Origin of the sequence: Ralstonia sp. 25C (genome assembly GCF_051904805.1) — a bacterium.
Lineage (GTDB): Bacteria > Pseudomonadota > Gammaproteobacteria > Burkholderiales > Burkholderiaceae > Ralstonia.
In genome coordinates this window covers 536881-549792 of sequence record NZ_CP196737.1, presented here as the reverse complement: position 1 = coordinate 549792, position 12912 = coordinate 536881, and the positions used below count along the sequence as shown (strand labels likewise).

At 64.4% G+C, this 12912-nt stretch carries 13 protein-coding genes; 6 read left to right on the top strand and 7 right to left on the bottom strand.

What is annotated here, in order from left to right; translation table 11 throughout:
• Positions 1-3 precede the first annotated feature (3 nt).
• Together dkgB and ACS7SF_RS02445 are read left to right on the top strand one after the other, a co-directional pair.
• Complete coding sequence (gene dkgB / locus ACS7SF_RS02450) at positions 4-819, top strand: 2,5-didehydrogluconate reductase DkgB (RefSeq protein WP_439891524.1); 816 nt, start codon at positions 4-6, stop codon at positions 817-819.
• Positions 820-987: 168 nt separating this feature from the next.
• Positions 988-2853: a methyl-accepting chemotaxis protein gene (locus tag ACS7SF_RS02445; RefSeq protein ID WP_439891523.1), complete on the top strand. Its 1866-nt coding sequence runs from the start codon at positions 988-990 to the stop codon at positions 2851-2853.
• 269 nt (positions 2854-3122) lie between these two features.
• Here ACS7SF_RS02445 and ACS7SF_RS02440 read toward each other — a convergent pair whose 3' ends face one another.
• From ACS7SF_RS02440 to ACS7SF_RS02430, 3 genes are all read right to left on the bottom strand, one after another.
• Positions 3123-3851 carry an MOSC domain-containing protein gene (locus ACS7SF_RS02440; RefSeq protein ID WP_439891522.1) on the bottom strand — a complete coding sequence of 243 codons (729 nt, stop codon included), beginning with the start codon at positions 3849-3851 and terminating at the stop codon, positions 3123-3125.
• Positions 3848-4552, bottom strand: a complete 705-nt coding sequence (locus ACS7SF_RS02435; RefSeq protein ID WP_439891521.1) for a glutamine amidotransferase — start codon at positions 4550-4552, stop codon at positions 3848-3850. Before ACS7SF_RS02435 ends, ACS7SF_RS02440 begins: the two co-directional genes overlap by 4 nt.
• A gap of 455 nt (positions 4553-5007) precedes the next feature.
• Complete coding sequence (locus ACS7SF_RS02430) at positions 5008-5820, bottom strand: inositol monophosphatase family protein (RefSeq protein ID WP_426393839.1); 813 nt, start codon at positions 5818-5820, stop codon at positions 5008-5010.
• Between the two features lie 111 nt (positions 5821-5931).
• On the opposite strand from ACS7SF_RS02430, the gene ACS7SF_RS02425 reads away from it, so the two are divergent.
• Both ACS7SF_RS02425 and cysE read left to right on the top strand, forming a co-directional pair.
• Positions 5932-6813, top strand: a complete 882-nt coding sequence (locus ACS7SF_RS02425; RefSeq protein ID WP_439891520.1) for an RNA methyltransferase — start codon at positions 5932-5934, stop codon at positions 6811-6813.
• Positions 6814-6963: 150 nt separating this feature from the next.
• Complete coding sequence (cysE, locus tag ACS7SF_RS02420; protein WP_439891519.1) at positions 6964-7710, top strand: serine O-acetyltransferase; 747 nt, start codon at positions 6964-6966, stop codon at positions 7708-7710.
• 18 nt (positions 7711-7728) lie between these two features.
• Here cysE and ACS7SF_RS02415 read toward each other — a convergent pair whose 3' ends face one another.
• From ACS7SF_RS02415 to ACS7SF_RS02400, 4 genes are read right to left on the bottom strand one after another with little or no spacing between them, the layout of a single operon-like run.
• Positions 7729-8553 carry a UDP-2,3-diacylglucosamine diphosphatase gene (locus tag ACS7SF_RS02415; protein WP_439891518.1) on the bottom strand — a complete coding sequence of 275 codons (825 nt, stop codon included), beginning with the start codon at positions 8551-8553 and terminating at the stop codon, positions 7729-7731.
• The gene (locus tag ACS7SF_RS02410; protein WP_027677677.1) at positions 8550-9056 is read right to left on the bottom strand and encodes a peptidylprolyl isomerase; all 507 of its coding nucleotides are present in this window, start codon (positions 9054-9056) and stop codon (positions 8550-8552) included. The genes ACS7SF_RS02415 and ACS7SF_RS02410 overlap by 4 nt, the downstream gene beginning before the upstream one ends.
• 39 nt (positions 9057-9095) lie before the next feature.
• Positions 9096-9668, bottom strand: coding sequence for a peptidylprolyl isomerase (locus ACS7SF_RS02405; RefSeq protein ID WP_439891517.1), 573 nt, complete (start codon positions 9666-9668; stop codon positions 9096-9098).
• A 51-nt stretch (positions 9669-9719) separates the two neighbouring features.
• Positions 9720-10391 (bottom strand): hypothetical protein, encoded by a 672-nt coding sequence (locus ACS7SF_RS02400; protein WP_439891516.1) that lies wholly within the window; start codon positions 10389-10391, stop codon positions 9720-9722.
• 253 nt (positions 10392-10644) lie between these two features.
• Between ACS7SF_RS02400 and cysS the strand changes: the two genes are divergently transcribed.
• The gene (cysS, locus tag ACS7SF_RS02395) at positions 10645-12036 is read left to right on the top strand and encodes a cysteine--tRNA ligase (protein ID WP_439891515.1); all 1392 of its coding nucleotides are present in this window, start codon (positions 10645-10647) and stop codon (positions 12034-12036) included.
• Positions 12021-12890 (top strand): DNA-3-methyladenine glycosylase family protein, encoded by an 870-nt coding sequence (locus tag ACS7SF_RS02390; RefSeq protein WP_439891514.1) that lies wholly within the window; start codon positions 12021-12023, stop codon positions 12888-12890. The genes cysS and ACS7SF_RS02390 overlap by 16 nt, the downstream gene beginning before the upstream one ends.
• Positions 12891-12912: the final 22 nt, after the last annotated feature.

Genomic DNA, 12912 nt, shown 5'->3' with positions numbered 1-12912 from the left:
GCAATGACCAACGCTTTCAACGTGCCCGTCTTTGGCGTGGGCACCTTCCGCCTGAAGGGCCAGACCGTGATCGACTCCGTGCGCACTGCGCTGGAACTCGGCTACCGCGCCATCGATACCGCGCAAATCTATGAGAACGAGGCCGAAGTCGGCCAGGCCATCGCGCAATCGGGGGTGGCCCGCAACGACCTCTTCCTGACCACCAAGATCTGGGTCAGCAACTTTGCAGCCGACAAGCTGATCCCCAGCTTGAAGGACAGTCTCGCCAAGCTGCGGACCGAGCAGGTGGACCTGACGCTGATCCACTGGCCGTCGCCGCAGGGCGAGGTGCCGATGGCCGAATACCTCGGTGCGCTGGCTGAAGCCAAGCGGCAAGGGCTGACGCGCGCGCTGGGCGTGTCGAATTTCACCGTGTCGCTCCTCAAGGAGGCCATCGGCATCGTGGGGGCAGACAACCTCGCCACCAACCAGATCGAACTGCATCCGTATCTGCAGAACCGCAAGGTCGCGGCCTTTGCGCGGGAGCAGGGCGTCCACATCACTTCCTATATGACGCTGGGCGTGGGGAAGGTGCTGGCCGATCCGGTCATCGCCGACATCGCTCGGGCGCACGGTGCGACGCCCGCACAGGTGGCGCTGGCCTGGGCGTTGCAGCAGGGCTATTCGGTCATTCCGTCGTCCACCCGGCGCGCCAACCTCGAAAGCAACCTGGTCGCCAGCACCTTGCGCCTGACCGATGCCGACATGGCGCGTATTGCCGAGTTGGACCGGGGCGAGCGCATTGCCAACCCATCGGGCATCGCACCGGCCTGGGATTGATCCAGATCAACTTAAAGGGGAGGCACCCTCCGAAAGCTGACCGCCAGCGACGGCCGGCGGCTCAAGATTGTTGAGCGTGTTGCCGATACACCTTCCGGAACTCTAAAACCAATGGAGAGACGCTTTGCGCACTTCGCGCAGGGTGCCTCCCACTCCGGAGACTCTGGAATGAGCAAGCTCAGCTTCCGTCAAAAGCTCTGGCTGCCGCTGATCGTCAGCCTGATCGCATTGACGTTGATCTCGGTGGTCAATGCGTACCAGGCCCGCGCGATTCGCATAGAAGAGCGCAAGAACAGCTTGGTGAGCGTCAGCACCATGGCCGTGAATCTCGCCAAGCAGTACGACGAGCTGGCCAAGAGCGGCGCCATCACCAAGGAAGAAGCGCAGAAGCAGGCAATCGACCGCTTCAAGGCCCTGCGCTACGACAAGGACGGCTACTTCACCATCACCAACTCCAACAACGTGGTGGTGATGCACCCGATCAAGCCGGAGTTCATCGGCAAGGATCAGTCCGGCTTCAAGGATGCACAAGGCAACGCGGTGTACGTTGGCCTGACCAGCGCCGGCCGGAATCCCAATGGTGGGTTCCATAGCTACGTCTGGCCCAAGGTGGGCGGGACGGAGCCCGTGCCCAAGACAGCGTTTGCCCTGCGCTACGAGCCGTGGGACTGGGTCTTCTCGACCGGCGTCTACATGGACGACATCAACGCGGCGTTCATGACGTCGCTGTACCAGACCGGCGGCTTGCTGGCGCTGGTCGGCATGGTGCTGCTTGCGCTCGGCACAGCGACCAACCGGAGTCTGCAGAACACGCTGGGCGGTGACCCGGCATACGCGGCCGAGGTGGCCAACCGCATTGCTGGCGGCGACCTCACGGTCGACATTGCCACCCGCCCGGACGACCGCCACAGCCTGCTCTACGCCATGGGCCGCATGCGTGGCGCGCTGGTGCAGACCATTGGCAGCATCAAGGGCGCGTCGGACACCATCGGCACCGCCACGCGTGAAATCGCTAGCGGCAACCTGGATCTTTCCTCGCGCACCGAGCAGCAGGCGAGTTCGCTGGAAGAAACGGCCTCGGCCATGGAACAGCTCATGTCGACCGTGCAGCAGAACGCCGACAACGCGCAGCAGGCCAACCAACTCGCCGTGTCCGCCTCGGATGTGGCCGTGCGCGGCGGCGATGTGGTGACGCGCGTGGTGGAGACGATGGGCTCGATCAACGCGTCGTCGCGCAAGATCGTCGACATCATCGGCGTGATCGATGGCATTGCGTTCCAGACCAACATCCTCGCCCTGAATGCCGCTGTGGAAGCGGCGCGCGCAGGCGAGCAGGGCCGCGGCTTTGCCGTCGTGGCCGGCGAGGTGCGCAGCCTCGCGCAGCGCAGCGCGGCAGCGGCCAAGGAGATCAAGGGGTTGATCGACGACTCCGTGGCCAACGTCAACGCCGGCAGCGTGCTGGTGGAAGAGGCGGGCGAGACCATGCGCGAAGTGGTGGCCAGCGTGAAGCGCGTGACCGATATCGTGGGCGAGATCTCGTCGGCCAGCCAGGAGCAGCGCTCGGGCATCGAAGAAGTCAGCCACGCCGTGACGCAGTTGGACGATGCCACGCAGCAGAACGCCGCGCTGGTGGAGCAAGCTGCCGCCGCTGCGCAATCACTGGAAGAGCAGGCCGTGAGCCTCACGCAGATCGTGGCGCAATTCCGCTTGCATGCCGATGCGCTGCGCGCGACGCCCGCACCGGTGACGAGGGTGGCGCCGACCGTTGCACCGGTGGCCCCAGCTGCCCCGGTCGCGCCAGTTGTCGCCAAGGCCGACACGCCGCGTCGCCAGCCCGCCAAGCCGAGCCCCGGTGCGGCCAAGCCCAAGCTGACATCGCGCAAGGCGCCCGTATTGAGCAAGCGTGAAGACCAGCCGGCCAGCAAACCGGCCGAGAAAGCTTCCGAGAAAGCGCCCGCCGCGGTGCCGGCAAGCCTCGTCAAGGCCAAGCCGCTGGTGGCTGCGGGCGACGATTCCGACTGGGAAACGTTTTAGGGCCTGTTCCGATCTGGAACGTGCGCACGCAACGGGAATTTGGGCTGCAGGGCTAGGCGTGGACAGCGCCGCTTAGCCGGCTAAGCAAGCTGGTCGCAACGACGCCATGCGGCCCAAATTCCCATTGCCCTCCGGGTTGACCCGAGCAGGAGCCATCTGCTTTGTCGGCACGCCTTGCAAAGGGAGCGCCCCTTTGCGGCGGCGTCCTTCGCGCATCTGGCCCCTGCTCGAGTCAACGTGCGCACGTTGCAGATGGGGACAGGCCCTAATCAGGCGTCCAGCGCTGGGCCATCGATCCGCTTGGCCCAGCTTTCCACCTCGCCGCGCGCAAGCCGGCCTTCCACCAGCTTGCGCCACGACGGCGTGAGCGGCAGCGCCAGCATGGCTTCCAGCGCGGCGCGGTCCAGCATGTTGCGATAGAGCACATCCAGCACGCGCGCCAGCGACCACTGCGGCCAGGGGCGTTCGAGCCATTCGAGCGTATCGCCCGCGCGCAGCGTGCCACCTTCCAAGACCCGGTAGTACCAGCCCGTGCGCCCCGTGTGTTGCACCCGGCGCGCCATGTCGCGTGTGCCAAAGCGGTCGTTGAGTTTCCAGCACGGCTGGCGCAGTTGTGACACCTCCAGCACCACACTGCCCGCACGCAAGCGATCACCCACGCAGACATCGGCTTCGGTGATGCCGACGGTGCTCAGGTTCTCGCCAAAGGCGCCGGGTTGCGCGAGCACCGCTTGCGCTCCAGTTCCGGCACCGCTGCCTGCACCGATGTCCGCCTGCCACGCCGCGTAATGGTCGAACGGATAGTGGTGGATCGCCTTGTCGGGGCCGCCATGCACGCGCAGGTCGCCTTGCTCATCACCAACGATGCCGTTGATGCCAATTTCCACTGCGTCGGACACCGGACGCTTATCGATGGCGCTGCGTGAGCCCGGGCGTGTGTAGTCAACAGCGCGCCCCGTGAGGATGGCGTCGATGCGGATGGGTGTGGGGAGCGTCAAGCGGCCTCCGCGCGATCCAGCCAGGCGGTGAACACGTCCCCCGCGCGCTGCGACAAGCGCTGCGCCACGGCAGGCGCCTGAGCCCGCAGCACGCGCGGGTCGATACCCGCTGCGCCGAGCTCTGCGGCATGGCCGATCAACCAGGCCTCCAGTTCATCCAGATTCGCTTCCAGATGGAATTGCAGCCCCAGCGCGTGGTGGCCGATGGCGAAGGCCTGCTCCGCGCAGGTGGCCGTGGAGGCAAGCCGCTGCGCGCCGGGCGGGAGGTCATACCGATCGCCATGCCAATGCAGCACCGGTGTGCCATCGGCCAAGGGTGCAAGCGGCGAATCCTGGCCCGCAGCCGTGAGCGTGATGGGTGCAAAGCCGATCTCCTTCACACCCATCGGCTTGACCGATGCGCCCAGCGCACGCGCCATCAACTGCGCGCCCAGACAGATGCCCAGCAGCGGCTTGCGCGCGGCCAGGCGCTGGGCAATCGCTTCAGCTTCGTCGCGCACGAAAGGGTAGGTCTCATCGTCATACGCCCCGATCGGGCCACCGAGCACGATGACCAGATCGGCGGTGGCGATGTCGGTTGTCGGTACGGGCTGCACACCAACGTCCACCGTGCGCACCGTGTAGCCGCGTGCGTGGAGCAGCGGCTGCAGCAGGCCGAGGTGCTCGAATGGAACGTGACGCAGGGCGAGGGCGGTTTTCATTGTCTGCGGTCGGCTGAGCGTGAAAGATCAGGCGCATTGTGACGGACGGGCGCGGCCAGCAAAACCCGTGCGGCAAGCGAGGGTTTGTCGCCAGCGCGGTCCGACCTCAGCGCTCCACTTGCCGGCCGCAAGGGGGCGAGCGCCAAGTTAAAAGGTCCATGCATGGAGCTTGGAGGTCCGACGGTGGAGAAAAAAGGTCTGCTCTCGGAGCTCGGAGATCCAGGCGTGGAGCAAAGAAGGTCCATGCATGGAGCTCAGAGCTCCGACGGTGGAGCTAAAAGGTCCACTCATGGAGCTTCGAGGTCCGAAGGTGGAGTAAGACGCTCCATTTACGAGGAGCGTGTCGGGCCGGTCGAGAGTGTCAGGGGGAGTGTCAGAATTCCCGTGTTCAAGGCTGCGACGCGGCAACAAAAAAGCCCGCGCGATGCGGGCTTTTTCTTTGGGCAAGACGGCTATTAAGCCTCCGCCTTCGACCGCGAGAACGGCGACGTGATCTTGATCATCTGCACGAACGCCTTGGGGTTGCCGGCCAGGATCTCGCCCTGGTCCAGATAGCCCGATTCACCGGTGTAGTTGCCCACCAGGCCACCGGCTTCGGTCACCAGCAGCGAGCCGGCGGCCATGTCCCACTTGCTCAGGCCTTGCTCGAAGAAGCCGTCGAGTCGGCCGCAGGCCACGTAGGCGAGGTCCAGCGCGGCGGCGCCCGGGCGACGCAGGCCGGCGCAGTTTTCGGTCATGGTGGCGAACAGGCGCGTGTAGTCGTACAGACCTGCCATGTCGCGGTAGGGGAAGCCCGTGCCGATCAGGCAGTCGGCCAGCTTATCGCGGCGCGTGACGCGGATGCGGCGGTTGTTCAGGAACGCGCCGCCGCCCTTGGTGGCGGTGAAAAGCTCGTCGCGCGTCGGGTCGTACACCACGGCTTGCGTGACCACGCCACGCTGCATCAGCGCAATCGATACGCCGTACTGCGGGAAGCCGTGGATGAAGTTGGTGGTGCCGTCCAGCGGGTCGATCACCCAGACGTTTTCGCTGACGGTTTCGCCGTCGGCCCAGGATTGGCCGGACTCTTCCGCTAGAATCGCGTGATCGGGGTAGGCAGTCTTGATGACTTCGATGATCGCGGCTTCAGCCGCGCGATCGACTTCGGTGACGAAATCGTTGTGTTGTTTGCGCTCGGTGCGCAGGCTATCGACGTCGAAGGACGCGCGATTGATGACGGTACCGGCCTTGCGAGCAGCGCGGACGGCGATATTGAGCATCGGATGCATGACGGATCTCCGCGCCTGGTGCGTCTTTAGCCCCAGGCGAACAACACAGCGAATTGTGGAAGAACGAACGGCGGACAAGATTCCGCCGTCAAAAGAGTGGCCGTATTGTATATGAACCCCGCCTCCGGCGCCCCGGAAACCATACCAACCCCCACCCCAGCCGACCCCGAAACGTTGCGCCAGCGCGCCGCGCGCTGCCGTTTCGTGCTGGTCGAAACCAGTCATCCGGGCAATGTCGGCTCCACGGCACGCGCGCTCAAGACGATGGGCTTCGGGAATGCCGGCAACTTCGTACTCGTGTGCCCGCGCGAGGCGGATGCCCAATCCCACGCCGATGCTGTTGCCATGGCAAGCGGCGCGGATGACGTCCTGGCCAGCGCCCGCGTGGTCGACGACATCGGTGAAGCACTGGCCGGTGCGTCGCTCACGATCGCGTTGACGGCCCGCCCACGCGAGTTTGGCCCGCGCCGCATCGGTCCGCGCGCCGCTGCGGAAGAGGTGGCCGCCTTGCTGGCCGCGCCGGATACGACCGTCGCTTTCGTCTTCGGCAACGAGCGTTTCGGCTTGCCGAACGAGGTGGTGGAGCGCTGTCATGTCGTCACGCACATTCCGGCCAATCCGGCGTATGCGTCGCTGAACCTGTCGCAGGCGGTGCAGTTGATTGCGTATGAAGTGCGCATGGCGCTGCTGGCCGACACCGGCACCGGCGACACCCGGATGGAAGGCGTCGGCTTTGTCGGCGAGCCTGCCACGGCGGAGCAGATCGACGGCATGTTTGAACATCTGGAGCAGGGTCTCGTCGAGATCGGTTTTCTCGATCCGGCCCAGCCGAAGAAGCTGATGCCGCGCCTGCGGCGTCTGTTTGCCCGCACGCAGTTGGAGGCCGAAGAGGTCAACATCCTGCGTGGGATCGCCAAGCGCATGCTTGGTCGCCGTGCCGAAGCCGCTGGCGTGACCAAGGCGCCCACCGGCGCCGCCGACGACTGTCGCTGACCTCCGAGAAGCCGCCCGTTGTTGACCAAACGAGGCGGTGTCCCCATGCATGTCGGGCTAAAACCCTGGCCGTAGAAGGTCAAGGGAATGCCTTACACTGCCCTCAGCGCATCGCGCATATCGATATAACGATCCACCCACACCACCAAGATGTTCACACGCATTCGCGAAGATATTGCCGCCATCATGGAGCGAGACCCGGCCGCGCGCAGCCGCTGGGAAGTGCTGACCTGCTATCCGGGTCTGCACGCTGTCATCGTCCATCGGGTCGCGCATGCGTGTTGGAACGGCGGCTTCAAGCTGATGGGGCGGTGGTTCTCGCACCTGGGGCGCTTCTTGACCGGCATTGAGATCCACCCCGGTGCGACGATCGGCCGGCGCGTGTTCATCGATCACGGCATGGGCGTGGTGATTGGCGAGACGGCGGAAATCGGTGATGACTGCACGATCTACCAGGGCGTGACGCTCGGCGGTACGTCGCTGTACAAGGGCGCCAAGCGGCACCCCACGCTCGGCAAGGGCGTGGTGGTGAGCGCGGGCGCCAAGGTGCTCGGCGGCTTCGTCATTGGGGATGGTGCGCGCGTGGGGTCGAATGCGGTGGTGCTCAAGCCGGTGCCGCCGGGTGCCACGGCAGTGGGCATTCCCGCACGCATCATCGAACGTGATGCGGCCACCGAAGCCAAGTCGGCGCTCAAGCAGGAGTTCTCGGCCTACGGCATCACGCCGGATGCGGACGATCCGGTGTCGCTGGCGCTCAAGCGCTTGATTGACCACAGCGAACTCCAGCAGGAGCGCGTCGAGTCGATTCTTTCTGCGTTGGATCGCCTGGGTGCGCACCTCGAGAATTCGCCGAACGATCCGTTCGATGCGAGTGAGCTGAAGCGGATGCTGAAGTAAGGACGGGCAGGTGACGGTTTATGCCGTCACTTGCTCGACTGTCAGCGTGCCGTTTTCCAGCTTGAGAAAGCTGCCGCGCGGCTGTGCATGATCGAAATCCCAGTCGGAGAGTACCCAGCGCTCACCGCTCGGCTCGTGATGCAGTTGCGGGCGGTGCGTGTGGCCGTGAATCAGCGTGGGTGTGTCGGCGGCCTTGAGCAGCGCATCGACGGCTTCGGGCGCGACGTCGCCCATCATCGCAGCGGCACGCGGTTCACCCGCGACATTGGCGGACATGGCCCGGCCGGCTTCGCTTTCCGCGCGCATCTTCTGCGCGATCTTCAGCCGCCAGCGCAGCGGCATCGTCAGGAATATGCGTTGCATCCATCGCTTGCGCGTCCAGTGGCGAAAGCGCATGTAGGCCACGTCGCGCGTGCAGAGGGCGTCGCCGTGGGCGAGGGCGATGCGTTGGCCGTCGCCATCGTCGACCTCCAGCACGCTGGGATCGGGCAGCAGCGTCGCGTGCGCGGCGGCCAGGAAGCGCTTGCCGAGCAGGAAATCGCGATTGCCGTGCATGAACAGCACGCGCGTACCGGCGTTCGCTACTTCGGCGAGCAGGTTGGCGACATGCTGGTGGAACGGATCGGCCAACTCTTCATCGCCGACCCAGTATTCGAAGAAATCACCCAGGATGACGAGCGTGCGGGCCTCGCGGGCACGCGTGCGCAGGAAGCGCTCGAACGCGGCGGCGGTGGCTGGCATGCTGGCCGTCAGGTGCAGATCCGAAATAAAAAACACCGGCCCGGAAACCCGGACCGGTGTCTTCAGCGCGGAGGCCTGTGAGGCGTGCGCTGCGTCACTCATTCGATCACTTCAGCGCTTTCGATGATCACGTCTTCCATCGGCACATCCTGGTGGAAGCCGCGATTGCCCGTGCGCACCGAGCGGATCTTGTCGACCACATCCATGCCTTCCGTCACTTTGCCGAACACGGCGTAGCCCCAGCCTTGCGGCGTCGGCGAGGTGTGGTTCAGGAAGTCGTTGTCGACCGTGTTGATGAAGAACTGGGCCGTGGCCGAATGCGGGTCGTTGGTGCGTGCCATGGCAATGGCGCCGCGCTCGTTCTTCAGGCCGTTGTTGGCTTCGTTGTCGATCGGGGCCTTGGTGGGCTTCTGGTTCATCTTCTCGCCCGGCTCGAAACCGCCGCCCTGGATCATGAAGCCCTTGATGACGCGGTGGAACACGGTGCCGTTGTAGTGGCCGTCCTTGACGTAGCTCACGAAGTTGGCGACTGACTTGGGTGCCTTTTCAGCGTCCAGCGCGAGGGTGATGTCGCCGTGGTTGGTGTGCAGCTTGACTTGGGTCATGGTGAATTCCTTGGGTGGGCAAAAAACGTTGTTCGGGCGTTATTTGGAGACGACGGTGGCCGATTCAATCACGATCGGCTTGACGGGCACGTTCTCGTACGAGCCCTTCGTGGTGGTTTCCACAGCCTTGATTTTGTCGATGGTGTCGGTGCCGTCGACCACCTTGCCGAAGACGGTATAGCCGAATCCGTCCCGACCAGGGTAGTTCAGCATGTTGTTGTCGACCACGTTCACATAGAACTGGGCGGTGGCGGAGTTCGGGTCCATCCTGCGGGCCATGGCGATCGTGTACTTGTCGTTCTTCAGGCCGTTATTCGCCTCGTTTTCGACAGGCGGGCGGGTGTCCTTCTCCTTCATGTCGGCTGTGAGGCCGCCGCCCTGGACCATGAAGCCGTCCATCACGCGGTGGAAGATCGTGCCTTTGTAGAAACCGTCCTTCACGTATTGCAGGAAGTTGGCGACCGTCTTGGGCGCTTTGTCCGGATACACCTCAACGGTGAAGCTGCCCATCGACGTCTTGAACTGCACGCGCGGTGCAGGCGTTGCGGCGGCGGTGGCGGTTACGGCCAATGCGCATACGAGTCCGGCAAAGAGGGAGCGAATACGGAGCATGGTCTGGATGGGGAGAGCTTGAGGGTGGGAAAACGTGTCGGCTGCGTCTTCTTAATGACGCTTGGCCGGCTTGGCCTTCACGCCGCTGGCAGCGGGCAGCGTGGTGGTGGCAGGGTCAGCAGGCGCGGCAGGGTGCACGCCTGGCAGATCGGGCAGGGCATCCAGGCGCGCGCGCGCCGTGGCGTTTTTCGGGTTCAGCTTGAGTGCGCTTTGGTACGACTGTGCGGCGAGGCGAACGTAGACATCGCCCAGGCTGGATTGCACCAGCGCATTTTCCGGAGCCACGCGGTTCGCCATGATCAGGCTGTCGCGCGCGCGGAGCAGTTCACCACGCTCGGCATACAGCGCAGCCAGGTTGATGTACGGCTCGGGCAGTTCGGGGAAATCCTGCGTCATCTGGCTGAAAGCGACGATGGCATCGTCACTGCGGCCCAGGCCAGCGAGCGCGACACCGCGTTGGAAGCGGGCCTGCGCATTGCGCGGCTGCGAGGCGACGTCCTTGTCGAGCTCGGCCAGCGCCTGGGTGTACTGCTTCTTGGCCAGCTCGTCATCAATGCGCTTCTGACGTGCGACCTGTGGCGGCGTCTGCGTGCTGGGGGTCAGGTCTGCTGGCAGGGCAATGCCGGCGGTCTGCGCCAGGGCGGGTGCCGCCGATACAGCGAGCAGGCAAGTCAGGGTGGCAGCGCACAGGGTGGCAGCGTGCTCGCGCAGCGGTCTGGTCATGAGAATCGGTTCCGTTATACTCCGCCGCATTCTAACAAACCGTCTTTGCGCGCAGCAGTGGCAACGCGCGCCGGAAAAGGTTCTTGATTGGGAGCAGACCGATCGCACGGCCTGCCTACCCATCGGGGCAGTTCCGGTAAAATGTGCCGCTTATTTGCGCTCGCGCATCAGCCGCACATGGCAATTGCGCCCGCCGGCATCCAGCCCAGTACCTCAGTACGTGGCGGCGCGCTGAATCTCCCGACACCGATTCATGGAATCACTCAAGATCTACAACACGCTCGCGCGTGAGAAACAGACGTTCGTCCCCATCGAGCCCGGCCGCGTGCGCATGTACGTGTGCGGGATGACGGTGTACGACTATTGCCACGTCGGGCATGCGCGGGTGGTGGTGGTGTTTGACATGGTGCAGCGCTGGCTGCGTGCGTCGGGTTACGACGTGACCTACGTGCGCAACATCACTGATATCGACGACAAGATCATCAAGCGGGCAGTCGAGAACGGCGAGACCATGAGCGCGCTCACCGGCCGCTTTATCGACGCGATGCACGAAGATTTCGCCGCGCTCGGTACGCAGCGCCCCGACCATGAGCCGCGTGCCACCGAATACGTACCGCAGATGCTGAGCATGATCGGTAAGCTGCAGACCAACGGCCTGGCCTACCAGGCCGCCGACGGTGATGTGAACTACGCCGTGCGCAAGTTTCCCGGCTACGGCAAGCTCTCGGGCAAATCGCTCGAAGACCTGCGCGCGGGTGAGCGCGTGGCGGCCAACGATGCCAAACAGGATCCGCTGGACTTCGTGCTGTGGAAATCCGCCAAGGCAGAGGAGCCGGCCGAGTCGCGCTGGGCGTCGCCGTGGGGTGAGGGCCGCCCGGGCTGGCATATCGAGTGCTCGGCGATGAGCTGCGAACTGCTGGGTGAGCATTTCGACCTGCACGGCGGCGGCGCGGATCTGCAATTCCCGCACCACGAAAACGAAATCGCGCAGTCCGAAGGCGCCACCGGCAAGACCTTCGTCAACATGTGGATGCACAACGGCTTCGTGCGCGTGAATGACGAGAAGATGTCGAAATCGCTCGGCAACTTCTTCACCATTCGCGATGTGCTGAAGGTGTATGACGCCGAAGTCGTGCGCTTCTTCATCCTGCGCTCGCACTATCGTAGTGACCTGAACTACAGCGACGCCCATCTGGACGACGCCCGCCACGCGCTCACGCGCCTGTACACCGCGCTCAAGGACGTGCCCGCTGCTGCTGGCGCCCGACCGGATTGGAACGAACCGCACGGCAAGCGCTTCCTCGAGGCGATGAACGATGACTTCAACACGCCGGTTGCCGTGTCGGTGCTGTTCGAGCTGGCGAGCGAAGTGAACAAGACGCGCTCGCCCGAGTTGGCCAATCAGCTGTCTGCCTTGGCTGGTGTGATGGGGCTGCTGGGCCGCGATCCGCATGCCTTCCTGCAAGGCGGTGTATCGGCTGATGGCCTGGATGCGGCAGAAGTGGAAGCTCGCATCGAAGAACGCCGCGCTGCCAAGGCTACCCGTGACTTTGCTCGTGCTGATGCCATCCGTGCCGATCTGCTGGCCGCTGGCATCGTGCTGGAAGACAAGCCGGGCGGCGTGACTGAATGGAGACGCGCATGAACGCGGCGGCCAAGAAGGCCAGTAAGGTTAGCGTTGCGCGCAGTACGACCGCCAAAAAAGCGCCGCCGGTGAAGGCGCCAGCTGTCAAAAAAGCGGCAGCCAAGAAGGTCGACGGTGTCGCCAGCAAGACGGTCGCAGCCAAGGCGCCGGCTAAACGTGCGCCGGCATCCAAGGTGCCTCTGCCCGAAACGCTCGCGACGAACGAGGCGCTGCCTGTACCGGCGGAAGTGGTGTTGTCCGGCCCGCCGGAGTACTGGCAGGAAGCCTGCGCCGACTTGATGAAGCGGGATCGCATCCTGCGCAAGATCATCCCCGCGTATGGCCCGGCGCACTTGGCCTCGCGCGGCGATCCGTTCGTGACGCTGGCGCGCTCCATCGTCGGTCAGCAGATTTCGGTCAAAGCCGCGCAATCGGTGTGGGAGCGCGTGGTGGACGTGTGCCCCAAGCTGGTGCCCGCACAGTTCATCCGCGCCGGCCAGGAGAAGCTCGCAGGCTGTGGTTTGTCCAAGCGCAAGGCTGAGTACATCTTGGATCTGGCCGATCACTTCCGCAACGGCACGGTACACGTGGCGAAGTGGGCTGAGATGGAAGACGAGGACGTCATCGCTGAGCTCACGCAAATCCGCGGGATCGGCCGGTGGACGGCCGAGATGTTCCTGATGTTCAATTTGATGCGCCCCAATGTGCTGCCGCTGGACGACATCGGGCTCATCAACGCGATTTCCCAGAATTATTTCAGTGGCGAACCCGTCACCCGCAGCGAAGCGCGCGAGGTGGCCGCCAACTGGGAACCGTGGCGCACCGTGGCCACGTGGTACATGTGGCGCAGCCTCGACACGGCGACCACCTATTGATCTGTTATTTTCGATGAAACGT

Coding starts and splice junctions, on each gene's coding strand:
- ACS7SF_RS02435 (WP_439891521.1), bottom strand. CDS start 4,552: ATGAAAACCGCCCTCGCCCTGCGTCACGTTCCATTCGAGCACCTCGGC.
- ACS7SF_RS02405 (WP_439891517.1), bottom strand. CDS start 9,668: ATGCTCCGTATTCGCTCCCTCTTTGCCGGACTCGTATGCGCATTGGCC.
- ACS7SF_RS02425 (WP_439891520.1), top strand. CDS start 5,932: ATGAACCCCGCCTCCGGCGCCCCGGAAACCATACCAACCCCCACCCCA.
- ACS7SF_RS02445 (WP_439891523.1), top strand. CDS start 988: ATGAGCAAGCTCAGCTTCCGTCAAAAGCTCTGGCTGCCGCTGATCGTC.
- dkgB (WP_439891524.1), top strand. CDS start 4: ATGACCAACGCTTTCAACGTGCCCGTCTTTGGCGTGGGCACCTTCCGC.
- ACS7SF_RS02415 (WP_439891518.1), bottom strand. CDS start 8,553: ATGAGTGACGCAGCGCACGCCTCACAGGCCTCCGCGCTGAAGACACCG.
- ACS7SF_RS02390 (WP_439891514.1), top strand. CDS start 12,021: ATGGAGACGCGCATGAACGCGGCGGCCAAGAAGGCCAGTAAGGTTAGC.
- ACS7SF_RS02410 (WP_027677677.1), bottom strand. CDS start 9,056: ATGACCCAAGTCAAGCTGCACACCAACCACGGCGACATCACCCTCGCG.
- cysE (WP_439891519.1), top strand. CDS start 6,964: ATGTTCACACGCATTCGCGAAGATATTGCCGCCATCATGGAGCGAGAC.
- ACS7SF_RS02430 (WP_426393839.1), bottom strand. CDS start 5,820: ATGCATCCGATGCTCAATATCGCCGTCCGCGCTGCTCGCAAGGCCGGT.
- cysS (WP_439891515.1), top strand. CDS start 10,645: ATGGAATCACTCAAGATCTACAACACGCTCGCGCGTGAGAAACAGACG.
- ACS7SF_RS02400 (WP_439891516.1), bottom strand. CDS start 10,391: ATGACCAGACCGCTGCGCGAGCACGCTGCCACCCTGTGCGCTGCCACC.